Here is a 13,972-nt window from a genome sequence, read left to right as displayed (position 1 = left end):
GATTTACAATTTCCAGAGCGAAGTTTTTATAGACTGTGCTGTAAATAAAACCTTGATAGGGCTGCTGAACCGCTCAAATAAAAGAGTTCTCCAAACTCTTCTGTAATAGCAAGGATAATTCTGTCCTGAAGAGGATAAATAACTTCGTGGTAAAAATCAATCTCTTCCTGACTGGCAAGCCTGAGGAGCATAGCTTTAATAATAGCTACCGCCTTCTAACATCTCAACTCCTGAAGAACGCTCTTTTCTAAAAAACTCCCTGATATCTTCAATCAGCCTTTTCATCTCCTCTGCAGGTGTAGGCTCCACATAAGAGAAAAAGGCACAGGAAGCGGTGGAAATATGTATTCCTTCCTTCCTTATAAAACCTCTTAACCTTTCCTCCGAGATTTCCACCGGATGTTCTACTCTTTCCTGCTTAGTTCTTCTTTCCCTTTTTCCGTATATGGTTCTCACATACTCCTCCCAGACCTCAGAGATTAGCTTTTTACAGAGGGTATCATCAAGTATATACACCCCTTTCCTGCCAATAATCACTTTGTGCTGTTCCGGTCTTATAACCTTTACCTCATAGCTCATTGGCTCCTCACGAGGATGGACAACCCTTCCAAGTATGAAATACACACTGCCTTTTCTTTCACGGGTTGGAACTACATGCATGGGTATCAATATAAGCCAGCCCGTCTATTTTGTCAAACATTATTTAGCTTTAGCTAAGCGCTATTAATAGCATTGTAAGTAAGGTATTCTAATAAAGCTTGACATAAAATAGCTTTACCTTACATTTTCTACATTATGGAAAGGGCTGTGCTTGTGGATACAAACATATGGGTCTATGCCTTCGGAATAGGGAAAGAAGATGAAAAATGGAAATTCCTCTTATGCGAATCTCTTCTAATGGAACTTACAGAAAAAGGTTTTGTTATATATGCACCAAAACAGGTAGCAAAGGAATTAGGCAGGGTGGCTCTAAAGTATGGACTATTATGCCCACTGGCACAGGTCCATATTTCATTGCCAGATATCTAAGCCCTATAGCTGGTCTTCCTGTTTCTCTGACCGATAGAAAATCCATGAAAGCCAAGTATTTATAAAGGTATATCTTCGTTAGTGGTCTGCCAGTCTTTTCATAATGCCTTTTTGCAAAGTAGGCTATAGCATTCTCCAGTTTTTCCCTTCTTAGAGGGTCCATACTTATTAATTATAGTTCTGGTAGTCAAAAAGGTAGTAGAGAGGAAGCAAGAATCTCAAGATATGCCAGCTATAGCCTTGCTGGTGGCTGTGGCAGTTGGAGTGGTGATTGGCTTAATCCTCAGCAGGTTTTTCTGAGGAATTCCACAGGAAAGAGGCTATAATATTACCATCTGGAGGGGTTTCATGATGAAAAGAGTTATATTGTTTGGAAGTCTTTTGGTATCTGCAGGTTTTTCTCAGGAACTACCAGATTTTAGAGAGTATTTAAAGAACACAGGTTTTTATTCTATCACGGTAGATGAGCGAAGAACCATAACGGGGCAGTATTTGAGAACCCAGTATTATCGTCCTCTTCCAGCCTTTTATGTGGTAGGAGATTATAAAAATAGATATTGCCCTCAAAATGGGCTGAGGGTCTTCAGAAGGGTAATATCGCAGGGTATAGAAACTGAGCAGGAGTATGATGCTAAAGCGAGCCTTCTCAAACAGGTTTTTTCAGAGGCTTTTTTTGAGTATGAAGGCTACTGCAAGAATGACAAGGGAGAGGTGGTTATTGAATACAAAATGTATGGAGTGGTGCATCCGCCCTCAAAGGTTTTTTATGACAGGCTACATTACACTCTGGAGGAGCTGATAGAAAAGTATAAGAATGCAAGTCTTGAGGAGATAGCTACTGCTTTTGGTTCTGGACTTTTCAAGAAAAGTCCGATAAAAATAGGTGTAGATACTTATAGACTTGAGAATTTATACAACACAACACAACCTGTCTTTACCGCAGAGCCTAAAGACCTTTATATTCTGTGGAAAAACTGTGAGGCAGGTCAGGGGCAGTTCTACAGAGTAGGCAAAGAGGGGCTTATACCTTTCAGAGAATATCTGTGGTATGTGGCTACGGGGGGTGGTGGGTTTAGGACTTATAAGAAAACTTCGCCCTTCTTCAATCCAGAGGAAGCTGGAGCTGTGTCTGCGTCAAATGCTGATAGCTTAGCAAGGGCAATGGCTGGTATGTATGTATGCAAAGGTGGGCAGAGGGAATTCACATACAGCTTGAGCGATGGAAGACCAACTTCAGGCATTCTAAAGATTGGAGTAGATGAAAAGGCTATAGCAAGGGCTACTCAGAAGGCACAGATAGAGGAACACAATACGATGGCAAGGGCAGGATTAACTGATGAGCTGTCTTTCCTTGCTCTATCTACTGCAAAAGCTAAAGCTCCCGTATCCATACAGAGAGGTGGGCTTATTTACAAAGGTCTATACAATGGAGAGCAGGGTGGGTGTTCTCTGGTTTCCGTTCAGGTGGTCAGCGGTGGAGCTTTGCAGGCAACCCATAACTACAGAGTTTGTGGAGAAAGAGTGGAGTATATAGGTGAGACGGGGCTTCCAGCACTTCCGAAAGGTATAGAGACTATAAAGCTTGATGTGGCAAGAGCCTGTCAGAGATTTGGACAGATGCAGATGGTTTATGAAGGAACCACCATTCAGTGCAGAGCCTTAAGAGATAAGGATAAATGCCTTGTAGAGCTTACCTATTTGCAGGAGGGCAAGCTGGTGGGGAAAGAAGAACTAAACGGGTGCAGGTGAAAGCCTATAATATCTTCTATGCTTACCTCTACATATCTATCCTCTCTTTCTCACCTCTCAGAAAAATCTTTGCAGACCAAATCCTATGCCTTATCTTTGCTTGAAGACTTCACAGGTGGCTATGTAGTAGATGCGGTAGAGTTCTCTCAATTTCTCAAAGAAAAAGGACTTTCTAATTCCACTATCAGAATGGTTCTTGAAGAAGTTCAAAGGTTTTTCCTATGGCTGTCAGAGAGAGGCTATATAGCAAGGCTGGAAAGAAAGAAAGAGGCTTTTAGAGTGCTAAGGACAAATAAAAGGAAAAGTGCCTTTACAGATGGGGAGCTAAAGGTGATTTTTGACTACATGAAAAGTCAAGCACACCCTATATTCTACATTTTCAGTCTTGTCCTGCTTCACTCAGGAATTAGACTTTCCTCAGCACTTGCCTTAAGAAGTGAAGACCTTGAAGTTAAGAGGTTCAGGCTCTCTACAGAAGACTTTGAGGTAGTGGAAAAAGAGCTTTTACTTTTGAATGTTAGACACTCCAAATATGGCAAGACCTATCAGGCAGGCATGCCACTCCTAAGTGAAGAGGAAAAAGAGACCTTAAAGAGGTTTTTCAGCCAGAGGAAAGATAAAGACCTGTGGCAATATGGCTGGAAGTTTCCAAAGACTGTAAAAACCGTTAGACTTAATGAAGACACGGTTCATAAGTTCTATCAGAAGCTTTCAAAGGAGACAGGCATAAAGGTTTATCCTCACCGTTTTAGATACACCTATGCCTCAAGGCTTATAGCCAGCGGGTTTTCTCCCGCTTTAGTTCAGTCATGGCTGGGACATTCTACGGCAAAGCTAACTCTTGAGGTTTATACACAGGCTATGTTAGAGAAGGAAATCCTGAGGTGGTTAGGCTCCTGAGAAACTCAAGCCAGAGAGGAAGGAAGTCCCTATACTCTATGCTGGAAAGCACATTGACAAGGAAAGACTGATTGAAAAGAGTTTTATCTCCTTGAGGTGGCATCCAGCCACAATACATACAAAGCTCTTTCAAGCTATTGGCTTCTATTCCAAACTTCTTTGCTACCTCTAAACTCTTCTCTGTGAGTATTTCATAAAGCCTTTGGGGATTTTCAAAGTTTAACTTAAGAAGTTGCATGTAGTTTTTGATATGTTCTTCCGTAAAGCCTTTTAGGTCATGTCTTAAGACCATCCACAGAAGCCATTCACCGCCACCGTAGGTAGAGTTCCATGTAGGGTCAGGCTCTTTAAAGTAGCAGTGTCCAAGCTCATGGACTATTACATGGAAAGGCGGTCTTTTCTTTCTGAAGGATACTTCATTTGTATCCATGAAGGCTATTCCCTCTGTCCTTGACGCATATCTGGGTAGAGAAGACACCTTTTTTTCATACTCCTCCTTGCTTATAAGCCCGCTTTCTAATAACATCTGCCAGAACTCAATCTCATCAATCACCTCAGGATTTTTATCCGCTACTGCATACTCCTCTTGCCAGTCCAATACTTTGACAAAGTAGGCATAGTCATAAAACTTTGGGAACTTTTCTTTCAAAAGACTTGCCTCTGGATAAGTTTCAAGTAGCTCCATAAGTAGCATGCCAAATACCTCCTTTATTATTCATAACCCCCAGAGGTGGCTTTTCCTGACATGGAGTTATTATACCTTTTTCTGTGGAATTCCCCAGAAAAATTTTGTATAATTTTTGGCATGTTAGAGGACAAGCTGAGGGATATAGTAAAGCAGAGGATGGTAGAGGAGAGGCTTGACTATGGGGATTTAGCTAAGCTGGCGGGGGTGGATAGAAAAAGCGTTCAGAATTTTATAGAGGGAACTGCGGGTGTGCGACTACATACGGTGGAGCTGATACTACAGGCTTTGAAGATAGACCTCAGGGAAGTATTAGAGAGGGAAAGGGAGAGGGAAGAAGCGGAATATACAAGGGTGAAAGTTTATGGTTCCATTGGAGCAAGCAAAGAGGGGCTTGAACCTGTGGATGTGGTAGATGAGATAATCCTGCCAGTAAGAATAAAGAAAAATGGGGTTATAGCCTTTAAGGTAAGGGGCAACAGCATGCATCCTTCTATTGTGGATGGCTCTATAGTGCTTATAGACACGAACATAAAACAGCCCGAGCATGAAAAGATTTTTGTCTTCTACATGCCTTATAAAGGTGCGGTAGTAAAAAGGACTATCTTTCTAAATCAGGACACGATTATTTTAAAATCCGACAATGAGCTTTATGGGGAGTTTGTCTTCACCAGAAGAGATTTTGAGCTGGGAGAGGTTATGGTGGTGGGTAAAGTAATACTGAGCATTCAAAAATACTCTTGAAATAATTCCCTCCTGAACTTAAAATTTTCCATAAGCCTGTAGGAAGGCGGAACTTTGGCTTCCCAAAAGAAGGTTAGCCTCTCAGGGAGAGAAGAAAGAGGGTCTTTATAGGCTCTGTTTTTTCTCTCCCTGAGAGGTTTTAAGCCTCTACCTCCTTCCCTCTGCTCCCGCTGAGGGGGGAAGGCAGGCATTCAGAGGGTAAGTCCAAGCCTTACTCGGGGGATAACCCCCAGCTTGGAGACTGCCCTCTGGCTGTCCTGCCGACCTCCCTCTGGCGGGAGAGGCAGGACAGTCTATCAGCGGGGTAGGAGGATACCATGGTAAAGTTTTCCACAATCCCAACCCCAATTTTTTACAAATCTAAGAATTCTGCCCGTGATAACTTTGTTAAGGGCAGAATTTTTAAGAAGGGTGAAGAAATTTTTATAGTGGCTCTCATAGAGAGCCACGGGGGTGCAAAAAAGCACCCTGTGCTTCTTCATTACAAAGGGGGCAGTAAAGCTTCCGATTGGAGGCACTACTGCTCTCTTGAGCCTCAGCACTTCCCTCCTGAAATTCCTCAGGAGGTGAAAAGCCTCTATGAGGAATATTTCAGGGAGGGAGCGGATGAATGCTGGAGGAAGCACTCCAATCCCCATATAAAAGGAATAATGGCAGGGGATTATGTGGTAGGGTGCAAACACTGCGAGGAGGCATTTGTAAAAGCCTCCTTTGCAGTGGATGATTTTGAAATCATTGACCTTACTCCCTCCCCCGCCTCCACCATAGAGGATAAAGAATGGTGGAGGAGATACTTAGAGGAGGGCTACAATCTCTTGCTTGAAGGCCCTCCTGGGGAAGGGAAGAGCAGAATGGCTTATCAGATAGCTGACCAGCTCGTATCAGAGGGCTGGGAAGCTATCTATATTGACGGAGGACCCCACGTGGGGGCAAAAGACCTCTTAGGTGGGGTCAGCATAAGAGGGGGCAGCACCACCTACCGCCCCGGGCTTCTCCTCAAAGCCTTTATGCAGGCTGAGAAGGGGCAAAAGGTGGTGGTGGTGATAGACGAATTACCAAGGATACCAGTTCGGGAGCAGGGTATCCTCGTTGCCTCCCTATTCCCTAAGTGGATAGGGGGCAAGAGGGTATTCACCCTGTCTGTCCCCGAACTGGGGAGAACATTTTTTGCCCCAGCTGAGAACCTGTGGTTCATAGCCACAGGTAATCTCGGTGAGGGGTATGTCAATTCTGCCCTCTCCGACAAAGCCTTGGAGGAGAGGTTTGCATCTGAAACCATCAAGATGTCCTTAAATCAGGTGCAGACCCTCCTCACAGAGCTTGTTGTCAAAAGAGGCTTCTCCCCCTCTCTGGCTCAAAAGCTTGTAAAGGTCAGGGAGAAGATGGAGAAAGCCTATGCTGAGGGGGCTGTGGCTACCTTCCTCTCCTATCGTCAGCTTGAAAGAGCAGTAAAGCTGGCAAGGAAAGAGGAAGAAGTGCCACAGCTTCTTGTCAAATACTACAGCAGGGATATAGAGGAGAGGGCAGTGCTTGAAAAGGCACTGCAAGGGGTCTTTACCTGACCCCTGCTTTCCTCTTATCCCTGAAGGAGGTAAAAGATGGTAGGTGTAGGGCTGGATAATATCAAAAGCTTGTATTTACAGTATCTCTGGAAAGAGGGAGTGTTTGAAACACTCCCTCCCACCCCCAGACCCATAGAGGTGGGGGTGGTAAGAAGACCCCCTGGCTCATGGACACCAGCGGAGTTGAGGGGGAAGTTTCAGAAAAAAGACCTTATCACCCTCCCCTCTACGGAGGAGGGGGATGAGGTTTTAAGGACTTTTTTACATGAGCTGGGACACGCCCTTTTCACCCCCACTCCCTCCCAGAACCCAAAGTTCTGGGAAGAGTATCAGGAGCTGGGGGAGGTTTTAAATGTTGTGGAGGACCTCAGGATTGAGGGCAAAATGTCCGAAATCCTGGGGTTTGATTTGGGGAAGTTCCCCCCCTCTGAAAAGCCCACAGCTAATGTGGGCGACCTGTTATCTATAATGGTCTATCTCCACCTTGGCTACAAGGTGGAGTGTCCAGAGGGGGGTGAAAAGTTAATAAAAAGAGCGGAGAGGCTCCTGAGGAGGCTCTACAAAGCCTCAGCGTGGAGTTCTCTCCGCTTAGCCAGATACTTTAAGAAAAAATTCCCATACCTTTGCCCGCCCAAACCCATAGAGTTGGGTGGGGCAAAGGATATAAGGCAGGAAGCTCCTCAGGAATATGAAAGCCTTGAAGAACCTGGGGGCTTCCTGTCTGGGAAGGAGAAAAGAGGAGGGGGGTGGTTTGAGCAAGTCCCTCCTCCAGAACTCCCTCCTGCCATCATAAAGCTGGCGAGGGAGCTTTTCAAGGCTCCTGAGCCAGAGTGGGTGCCTTCCTCCTCAGGAAGGCTTGTAGTCTCCTCATACTTGCGGGGAGATGAAGAGCCTTTCGTGAGGCAGGAGGAACTCCCCACGATCCACCCACTTATTGTGGTGGATACGTCGGGGAGTATGTTTAAGGTTCAGGAGGAGGTCAGGATGCTCCTCTATGCCCTGTATAAAGCAGGGCTAAAGGGGAGTGTCCTGCTGGTAAAGAATGACACAGTAAAAAAAGTCCCCGTTAGGGACGCTTACAAGGCGTCCTTTAACGGGATGACAGAGGGGCTGTGGGCTTGCGCTCGTTTCATAAATTCAAGCCCCTTAACAATAATTATTTCTGACCTTGCCTTGTCCCATGAGGATGGGAGCAAGGTCAGAAAGAGCTTCTCCAAAAAGCCCAATGTATATTGGGTGTATTGGGGAAGCTATAAAGGGGAATTTTTGAAAAATGCCCTGCGACTGGAAATCCCCAGGAGCAGGGTGATAGCTGAGGACACCCTTGAGGGGTGTCTTAAGAAGCTATCAAGACTTCTCAGGGGCTAAGCCCACGCCCCTTCCCTCCTTTTTCTCCCCGCCTTCCTTTTCAAAAATCAATCTCCAGTTCTCCCAAAACCCTGTCAATTTCTTCCTTCAGCAAGCTTGCAAAAACATTAATCCCTTCATCTTTCAGCACGATAGAGACAGGCACACCTCTGAAGTTTGCATAAACCACATGCACTTCTTTTAAACCTTTTGTCATCAGCCTTGGCAAATTCAAAATGTTTGCCCTTATCCTCTCAATATCATATTTGCCAAAAGCGTATCCCTCTCCACCATAGACAACAGGATTTGGCATCTGCTCATCGTAAAAATGAAACTCCACCCTTGAAAGAATACCATCTTCAGGTGTAGGTGGCAGGAAATAAATCTCATCCTTTTCCTGAGCAAATCTGTGTATTACTGTCAGCACAAGGTTTATGTCTCCCCTCTCATAAGGCTCCCCCCTGAAAAGGTTAATGGTTCTGAACCTACCATCTGGCACAAACTCAATCATACTACCACCTCCTTTCCAAGTATTAACTTCTTTAGCTTTTTGAGAGCAAGCTTGTGTATATGGCTTGCCCTCTTCTGAGAAAAGCCAAGCTTTTCTCCTGCTTCCTTAATAGTATAACCTTCAAAATAGACAAGGCTTATAAGCTCTCTTTCTTTCTCTTCAAGCCTGCTGATGAGGTCTTTTAGCTCCGCCTGATTAAAACCTTTGTCTTCAGCCCCACAGAAAATTTCAAAAGTGTCTTCTTCTCCCTCCTTCACATGCTCATCGTAAGAAAGGAAAGAATTCTTAAGGTTCTTCTCATAGTATTCCTGCACTCTGGACATGATGAGAGGGACAGCTAAGGTAGAAAGAGCATGTTTTTCATCCCAGTCTTCTATTGCCTGATAAAGAGCAAACTTTGCTATATCCTGAACCTCTTCCCAGTCATCTGGACTTACTCTCATAGACCTCATGACCTTGTAGATAAGTCCTTGATTTTCCTTGTAGAGCCTCTCCTTTTCCTTTTTGAGGGCAAGATAGAGCCTCTGAACCTCTTCATAGCCCTGTAGCTGGCAAGAAATATAGTCCCTTATTATCTCATCCACAAACCTGCCTCTTAGACCTCCACAGGAATAGAGAAGCCTTTCCTGACCTTTTTTGCTTAGCTCATTTTTAAGCATAAAGACTTTTAACCTTACAAACCACTCAGGTATCAAACTTAAAGCCTTTCTTCTCAGCTCCCAGAGCATTCTTTCTACCTCCTAAATAGTTTCTTTCCAGAAATCTTCTGAGATACAGAGTATTCAGCACATAAAACGGAATGTTTCTTTCTTCTTTTCTTAGATGCCACAAACCGCTTGGGGTTATAACAAAGAAAAGCTCCACCTTTTTAGCAAAAAAGTCTCTCAAAAGCTCTTCAAACCTTTCCTTTCTGTCAATATACTTCTTCTCATACCGCTTAAAAACAAGCACCCTGTCCTTTAAAACCACCCCCACATCAAACTTTGAAATAAACCCTTCCTTTTCATCAATTAGCTCAATATCCTCAATAACTTCAGGAAATAGAGGCTTCAGAGTTCTGTAGCAGGTGATGGAAGTAAAAATCCCGACAGAGTTAAAAGGCTTTGCCAGTCTTGCCTTTAAAACTTCCTCATTTAGCTCCTCTATCACAAAATAACCACCCGCCTCCATTCCATAGAGAAAGGTCTTAAAGTCTTCAAAAGAAAGTCTTCCCCTCACAAACCTTCTCCAGCTCACCTGCCCTTCATTCTTTATCGCATTCTTGAGCCTTGATAGTTTTCTGTGGTGTTTGAAATAAATAACCAGAGCCTTATGAAGAGCCTTGTAGTCTATAGACCAGAAGTCAGCTTCCTTAAACTTAAACATCTTTACCTCCTCCACATTATTTTCCCGTGATACTGATGGACGAGAAGCTCGCTTACTCTCAAAGCTTCCATATGACTTCCTCTCTCTTTTCTTTTACCACCTCATCGCCAAAAGTGTTCAGGATTTCCTCTTTCTTAGATGGCTTTACATACACATACTCATGAGCCTTATCTCCTGCCTTTTTCAAGAGCTTTTCCACATCAAAAGACACCACCTCTCTTTTCACCCAGCCAAGCTCCCTGCCACCTATTTTGAGAGTGCCTTTTACCGCCTTCTTCAAAAGAGTTTCCACCTGCTTTAGTTCTGTCTCTAAGGTTCTGTAGTATCTCAAAAGCTCAAAAGCACTCTCTTGAGGCTTTTCCTCTTCCAGCCTGTATTCCCTGCCTTCACAAAGCCCTTCTCTGTAGAAGACACAGTAAGAAGTGCATTCATTGGGATATCTTGGCGATTTATCTTCATGAAATCTTCTTACAAGCTCTTTTAGCTCCTCTTCTGTGATGCTCTCTTTTACCTCTGATACCACATAGAGCTTTTGAGACCAGCTCTTGTGTTTGGCAAGGCTCTTATAAAAGAGATACTGCCTGACTTTCTTATGAGGATAGAGCCTCCCTAAGATAAACCTCTGGATTTTTGCCTGGGTGAGATACACAGAATTATGAATTACAAGCCCCTCATCTTCATAAAGTCCGTCCTTTATGCCTTGAGGAATGTCCTTAAGAAGAATGTATTTTGGAGCTTTTAGCTCTATGCCTATGACCTCATCTTCAAGCTCTATAAAACAGTCAAGATGTCCGTGTATGAGAGTGCCATCTATCTCATAGATGAGGTCTTTCTCCTCTTGAAAGCTCTCTCCGTATAGCTCTTTCAGAGCCTTTTTTACCTGCCTTTCCCATACAAAGCCATCGTCAATCTCTACTGCCTTTGGCTCTATCTCATACTCCTTTGCAAGCTCATGCTTGAGAGGACAGGACAGAAGAGCGGTAATGCCTATGGCTCCTTCTGTGTAGGTAAGAACTCTTCCCTCTTTACTTTCCTGCCTTATCTTCTCCACAAGCTGTTCAAACATCTTCAAGCCTCCTCAAATTCTGCTTTAGACAAGGAAAAGGCGTATTGAAGTCTCTTTCTTATACCTTCCATGAGCTTATCACCGTCTTTGAGGCTTACCTTCACCACAGGGCGGTCTTTCTCATCTACAAGCACATAGTAGCCGTTTCTTTTCTTTAGCTGTCCCCAAATTCTTAATCCCTCCACATCAAACAGGCACATGTCCTTATCTACCTTGACAAACCTTACTTTCATGGTCTATCCCTCCGAAAAAGCTTTCCTCATGTTCTTCTCCTCGGAAAGACCTTGTCAAGTATTACGCTTGCCTGCTCCTTTGTGAGAGTTCCTTCTTTCAGAGCCTTTCCAAGCATAAAGTCCTCAGGAAGTTCTCCCTCTGCTTTTAGCCCCTGTATGACTTCCTCATTTATCTTCTTTTCTTTTACAAGCTTTTCTATCAGCTCCGTCTGTCTTTGAGAGGCTGGCTCATTGCTTTGTCCTTGTCCTTTTTGATAAGATTGAGGGAAGAGCCTCTTTATCGTCTGATTGATAAAGTCTTCCCCCACAAGTATCTCAAGAAGCCTCTTCACAGCTCTGGTATATGCGGTTCTGGCAAGAGTTGTGTCTTTGCCTTTTTCCTTTGCGTAAGCTTCTCCCACCTCAGAAAGGGTTATCTCCACCTCTCCTATCTTTAGCCTTGCAGTAGCCACCATTATCACCATCTCTGGACTTGCATACTCCACCTTTACGGATATATCCAGAGAACCACCATGAGAGCTTACCATGTCCCTTACCATCTTCCACATCTCAAGTGCTAAGGGTCTTGTTATCTCATGAGTTTCCCCTATCTTCACAATGAGGTCTTTTCTTTCTTCCATAAGTCTTACCATTGAAGTGATAGCAGGCTCAAAAATGCCCTCTGTCTTAAGAGCAGGAAGAACTTTTTCCATAGGAGTTCCCCAGCGGTTCTAAATTCACCCCTACAAGACCGCCACCCCTTGTAGAGGTCTTTTATACGCCTATTATTATACCACATTTTTTGGTCTTTGTCAAGAGGTAAGTATAAATTTCTGGGGAATTCCTCAGAAAAGACAGGAAAAAAGGAAAGGCTAAAGGCTAAACGGAAAATCCCGCACTTGCCCAGAGTTTTTTGCCGTCGGGGTCTTCTGGCACATATTCACGGATAAGGTCTTCTACAAGCTTTTTCCCAAGCTCTCCCCAGTGGTCTCTTATGTGGATAAAAATAAGGAGCTTTTTCTTAGAGCATTCAAGCCTTTTTTTGACACCTTTTTTTATTTCCTCGTAGTATAGCTCCCAGAGGGGCAGGACTACTTCATAGAAGAATTTTTTCCCTTGTTTTTGACTTCTTAGCTTGACAAGGTTGCCCTTGTGCTTTATAAAGCAGTTTCTGAAGTGGGGACAGGCATCGGACAATACAGGAGTTGATATGCAGGAGAGAAAGCTGGCATACTCTACTGCATCTGTTATTGAGCCAAAAAAAGAAAGCAGGTTCATAAAGCTCTTTCTTTTCAAAGTCAGCTCTAAAAGTCTCCCTTCCCTGCCAAACAAAAACCTCTTTACCTGCTCATCTCCATACCTTTTCTTAAGCTCATCCAAAGAAATCCCAAGCAAATAATCCTTGTCTATCATAGGAGTTATTTTAGCCTCACTCAAGAATTGAGGAGTATTTAGACCAGAAGTCATCCTTTTTCTCTACCCTTTTCTTTGGTTTCTTAAGAGGGCTTGCTTTTCTTTCTTCCACTTCTTCCTCTTCCTCTTCTTCTTCTTCTTCTGGTTCTGTATCTTTATGCTCCAGTGATAACACAGAAAGGATAAAATCTCTCTTTTTCTCTTTCCTTTTTTCTCCACTATAAGCATCGTAGATATACAGGAGTTCTAACAAATCCTCTTCATCCACCCTCTCTAAAAAAATCTCTAAGAGGGTTTTCAATAAATCTGGAGCATACTTGCCAAGAAGAATAGCCTTTCTGTGCGTCTCCCTGTGCTTGATAGGATGTAGATAGACATTCACCCTTATCCTGTGCATTACCTTAACTCAAGAGCTTTCAGAAAGCCTCTTGCATTTGAAAACTCTGGCTCAGAAGGCACATAGGCATCTTTCCTCAGCTTTCCAAGAAGATACGCCCCCCCACCTGCGGATACTACCTTATCACTTTCCAAAACCGCCTCTCCCACCTCTGACTTTAACCTGCTTAACAAAGCTGTCCTGTAAGTCTCTATAGCCCTCTCCCTGTAGCTTTTAAGGTCTATCTTCTCCCCTTCCACATTCACCTGCCCGCTTTCAAAAACCTTTACAAGCCTTGAAAGAGACCAGTTTTTGATATACCCCAGCTCCGCAGGAAGAATAGACCTGAAAGTCTCTACCGCCTGAAGCACCCCAGCCCTTTCTATAGTTGCCATTCCTTCCCTGAAGTATTTTCCATTTTGCTTTGATACAAGAAGATAATCCACCGTGTTAAAACCTATATCCACTACAAATACCGTTTCTCCCTCTTCTATACCAAGCTCATCCTCTACATCTAAAAGCACTCCAAAACCCTGAGGTAATACAAGCTCAAAGCCAGAAAGCTTTTTCCTCACCTCTTCACTGTCTTTATACCTCCTGTAGTGCCTCGGTGCCAGCCCCACCCCTATCTCAAGCTCCTCCTCCCCAAGCTCCCTCTTTACATACTCCACTATCAGAGGTAAATACCTCAAAAGTGTTTCAAAATCCACTAGCTCCACCCTTTGCGTGCAAAACCTTGCAGACTCACCCACCACATAGTCCCTCCCCTCAAAAGATATAGGCTGAACGTCCGATATGTCCTTCTCATTCCATACCCCTATCCACGAGGGAAACTTAAAAACTCTCTCCTGAGTTGCTACCTTCACATGCCCAAAACCCACATCAAGCCCTACCTTCATGCCTTTTGTCCTCCTAAAAGTTCTTTTCCTGTTATTATAGGACAAAGTTTGAAATTGTGGCTATTCGCCACTTCGCCACTTCGCCACTTCGCCACACTTTGCCTTTTGTGGTAT

19 protein-coding genes are annotated in these 13,972 nt (G+C 43.8%); 5 read left to right on the top strand and 14 right to left on the bottom strand.

Annotation, left to right across the window (positions count from 1 at the left end):
* Positions 1-26: 26 nt before the first annotated feature.
* From G3M65_RS04505 to G3M65_RS04495, 3 genes are all read right to left on the bottom strand, one after another.
* Entirely contained in the window at positions 27-191 is a 165-nt protein-coding gene (locus G3M65_RS04505; RefSeq protein WP_173833400.1) for a hypothetical protein, read from the bottom strand.
* Between the two features lie 4 nt (positions 192-195).
* Positions 196-660 carry a hypothetical protein gene (locus G3M65_RS04500; protein WP_173833399.1) on the bottom strand — a complete coding sequence of 155 codons (465 nt, stop codon included), beginning with the start codon at positions 658-660 and terminating at the stop codon, positions 196-198.
* Between the two features lie 262 nt (positions 661-922).
* Positions 923-1,192, bottom strand: a complete 270-nt coding sequence (locus G3M65_RS04495; RefSeq protein ID WP_173833398.1) for a type II toxin-antitoxin system antitoxin SocA domain-containing protein — start codon at positions 1,190-1,192, stop codon at positions 923-925.
* A gap of 185 nt (positions 1,193-1,377) precedes the next feature.
* Here G3M65_RS04495 and G3M65_RS04490 point away from each other — a divergent pair, with 185 nt between their 5' ends.
* On the top strand, positions 1,378-2,778 hold the full coding sequence (locus G3M65_RS04490) for a hypothetical protein (protein ID WP_173833397.1): 1,401 nt from the start codon (positions 1,378-1,380) through the stop codon (positions 2,776-2,778).
* 18 nt (positions 2,779-2,796) lie between these two features.
* On the top strand, positions 2,797-3,678 hold the full coding sequence (locus tag G3M65_RS04485; protein ID WP_173833396.1) for a tyrosine-type recombinase/integrase: 882 nt from the start codon (positions 2,797-2,799) through the stop codon (positions 3,676-3,678).
* Here G3M65_RS04485 and G3M65_RS04480 read toward each other — a convergent pair.
* Entirely contained in the window at positions 3,638-4,372 is a 735-nt protein-coding gene (locus G3M65_RS04480; RefSeq protein WP_173833395.1) for a hypothetical protein, read from the bottom strand. The genes G3M65_RS04485 and G3M65_RS04480 overlap by 41 nt on opposite strands.
* A 111-nt stretch (positions 4,373-4,483) precedes the next feature.
* Between G3M65_RS04480 and G3M65_RS04475 the strand changes: the two genes are divergently transcribed.
* Complete coding sequence (locus G3M65_RS04475) at positions 4,484-5,107, top strand: S24 family peptidase (protein WP_173833394.1); 624 nt, start codon at positions 4,484-4,486, stop codon at positions 5,105-5,107.
* 296 nt (positions 5,108-5,403) lie between these two features.
* Here G3M65_RS04475 and G3M65_RS04470 read toward each other — a convergent pair whose 3' ends face one another.
* On the bottom strand, positions 5,404-5,745 hold the full coding sequence (locus tag G3M65_RS04470; RefSeq protein WP_173833393.1) for a hypothetical protein: 342 nt from the start codon (positions 5,743-5,745) through the stop codon (positions 5,404-5,406).
* Between the two features lie 12 nt (positions 5,746-5,757).
* Here G3M65_RS04470 and G3M65_RS04465 point away from each other — a divergent pair, with 12 nt between their 5' ends.
* Both G3M65_RS04465 and G3M65_RS04460 read left to right on the top strand, forming a co-directional pair.
* Complete coding sequence (locus G3M65_RS04465; RefSeq protein ID WP_173833392.1) at positions 5,758-6,669, top strand: AAA family ATPase; 912 nt, start codon at positions 5,758-5,760, stop codon at positions 6,667-6,669.
* A gap of 36 nt (positions 6,670-6,705) precedes the next feature.
* Positions 6,706-8,037, top strand: coding sequence for a hypothetical protein (locus tag G3M65_RS04460; protein ID WP_173833391.1), 1,332 nt, complete (start codon positions 6,706-6,708; stop codon positions 8,035-8,037).
* A 40-nt stretch (positions 8,038-8,077) separates the two neighbouring features.
* Here the strand turns inward: G3M65_RS04460 and G3M65_RS04455 are convergent, their stop codons facing one another.
* The 9 genes from G3M65_RS04455 to G3M65_RS04415 all read right to left on the bottom strand — a co-directional run bounded on the left by G3M65_RS04455 (position 8,078) and on the right by G3M65_RS04415 (position 13,858).
* Positions 8,078-8,527, bottom strand: a complete 450-nt coding sequence (locus G3M65_RS04455; RefSeq protein WP_173833390.1) for a hypothetical protein — start codon at positions 8,525-8,527, stop codon at positions 8,078-8,080.
* Complete coding sequence (locus G3M65_RS04450; RefSeq protein WP_173833389.1) at positions 8,524-9,255, bottom strand: sigma-70 family RNA polymerase sigma factor; 732 nt, start codon at positions 9,253-9,255, stop codon at positions 8,524-8,526. Before G3M65_RS04450 ends, G3M65_RS04455 begins: the two co-directional genes overlap by 4 nt.
* The gene (locus G3M65_RS04445; protein ID WP_173833388.1) at positions 9,212-9,892 is read right to left on the bottom strand and encodes a hypothetical protein; all 681 of its coding nucleotides are present in this window, start codon (positions 9,890-9,892) and stop codon (positions 9,212-9,214) included. The genes G3M65_RS04450 and G3M65_RS04445 overlap by 44 nt, the downstream gene beginning before the upstream one ends.
* Positions 9,893-9,950: 58 nt before the next feature.
* A complete protein-coding gene (locus tag G3M65_RS04440; RefSeq protein ID WP_173833387.1) occupies positions 9,951-10,958 on the bottom strand; it encodes a hypothetical protein in 1,008 nt (335 codons plus the stop codon).
* 2 nt (positions 10,959-10,960) lie between these two features.
* A complete protein-coding gene (locus tag G3M65_RS04435) occupies positions 10,961-11,191 on the bottom strand; it encodes a hypothetical protein (protein ID WP_173833386.1) in 231 nt (76 codons plus the stop codon).
* Positions 11,192-11,217: 26 nt separating this feature from the next.
* Positions 11,218-11,883, bottom strand: a complete 666-nt coding sequence (locus G3M65_RS04430) for a hypothetical protein (protein WP_173833385.1) — start codon at positions 11,881-11,883, stop codon at positions 11,218-11,220.
* Positions 11,884-12,049: 166 nt separating this feature from the next.
* Positions 12,050-12,583: a hypothetical protein gene (locus tag G3M65_RS04425; RefSeq protein ID WP_173833384.1), complete on the bottom strand. Its 534-nt coding sequence runs from the start codon at positions 12,581-12,583 to the stop codon at positions 12,050-12,052.
* A 16-nt stretch (positions 12,584-12,599) separates the two neighbouring features.
* Positions 12,600-12,980 (bottom strand): hypothetical protein, encoded by a 381-nt coding sequence (locus tag G3M65_RS04420; RefSeq protein WP_173833383.1) that lies wholly within the window; start codon positions 12,978-12,980, stop codon positions 12,600-12,602.
* Positions 12,980-13,858, bottom strand: coding sequence for a ParM/StbA family protein (locus G3M65_RS04415; protein WP_173833382.1), 879 nt, complete (start codon positions 13,856-13,858; stop codon positions 12,980-12,982). Before G3M65_RS04415 ends, G3M65_RS04420 begins: the two co-directional genes overlap by 1 nt.
* Positions 13,859-13,972: the final 114 nt, after the last annotated feature.

The organism is Hydrogenobacter sp. T-8 (genome assembly GCF_011006175.1).
In the GTDB taxonomy this organism is placed as follows: domain Bacteria; phylum Aquificota; class Aquificia; order Aquificales; family Aquificaceae; genus Pampinifervens; species Pampinifervens florentissimum.
Note: the sequence above shows the minus strand (reverse complement) of the source record. Positions and strands in the feature narration are given on the sequence as shown.

Bases quoted from the DNA above. Each gene is read 5' to 3' on its own strand.
- G3M65_RS04425 (WP_173833384.1), bottom strand. From the start codon at position 12,583: ATGATAGACAAGGATTATTTGCTTGGGATTTCTTTGGATGAGCTTAAG.
- G3M65_RS04440 (WP_173833387.1), bottom strand. From the start codon at position 10,958: ATGTTTGAACAGCTTGTGGAGAAGATAAGGCAGGAAAGTAAAGAGGGA.
- G3M65_RS04490 (WP_173833397.1), top strand. From the start codon at position 1,378: ATGATGAAAAGAGTTATATTGTTTGGAAGTCTTTTGGTATCTGCAGGT.
- G3M65_RS04480 (WP_173833395.1), bottom strand. From the start codon at position 4,372: ATGCTACTTATGGAGCTACTTGAAACTTATCCAGAGGCAAGTCTTTTG.
- G3M65_RS04430 (WP_173833385.1), bottom strand. From the start codon at position 11,883: ATGGAAAAAGTTCTTCCTGCTCTTAAGACAGAGGGCATTTTTGAGCCT.
- G3M65_RS04420 (WP_173833383.1), bottom strand. From the start codon at position 12,980: ATGCACAGGATAAGGGTGAATGTCTATCTACATCCTATCAAGCACAGG.
- G3M65_RS04495 (WP_173833398.1), bottom strand. From the start codon at position 1,192: ATGGACCCTCTAAGAAGGGAAAAACTGGAGAATGCTATAGCCTACTTT.
- G3M65_RS04455 (WP_173833390.1), bottom strand. From the start codon at position 8,527: ATGATTGAGTTTGTGCCAGATGGTAGGTTCAGAACCATTAACCTTTTC.
- G3M65_RS04500 (WP_173833399.1), bottom strand. From the start codon at position 660: ATGCATGTAGTTCCAACCCGTGAAAGAAAAGGCAGTGTGTATTTCATA.
- G3M65_RS04450 (WP_173833389.1), bottom strand. From the start codon at position 9,255: ATGCTCTGGGAGCTGAGAAGAAAGGCTTTAAGTTTGATACCTGAGTGG.
- G3M65_RS04470 (WP_173833393.1), bottom strand. From the start codon at position 5,745: ATGGGGATTGGAGTGCTTCCTCCAGCATTCATCCGCTCCCTCCCTGAA.
- G3M65_RS04415 (WP_173833382.1), bottom strand. From the start codon at position 13,858: ATGAAGGTAGGGCTTGATGTGGGTTTTGGGCATGTGAAGGTAGCAACT.
- G3M65_RS04485 (WP_173833396.1), top strand. From the start codon at position 2,797: ATGCTTACCTCTACATATCTATCCTCTCTTTCTCACCTCTCAGAAAAA.
- G3M65_RS04435 (WP_173833386.1), bottom strand. From the start codon at position 11,191: ATGAAAGTAAGGTTTGTCAAGGTAGATAAGGACATGTGCCTGTTTGAT.
- G3M65_RS04460 (WP_173833391.1), top strand. From the start codon at position 6,706: ATGGTAGGTGTAGGGCTGGATAATATCAAAAGCTTGTATTTACAGTAT.
- G3M65_RS04465 (WP_173833392.1), top strand. From the start codon at position 5,758: ATGGCAGGGGATTATGTGGTAGGGTGCAAACACTGCGAGGAGGCATTT.
- G3M65_RS04505 (WP_173833400.1), bottom strand. From the start codon at position 191: ATGCTCCTCAGGCTTGCCAGTCAGGAAGAGATTGATTTTTACCACGAA.
- G3M65_RS04445 (WP_173833388.1), bottom strand. From the start codon at position 9,892: ATGTTTAAGTTTAAGGAAGCTGACTTCTGGTCTATAGACTACAAGGCT.
- G3M65_RS04475 (WP_173833394.1), top strand. From the start codon at position 4,484: ATGTTAGAGGACAAGCTGAGGGATATAGTAAAGCAGAGGATGGTAGAG.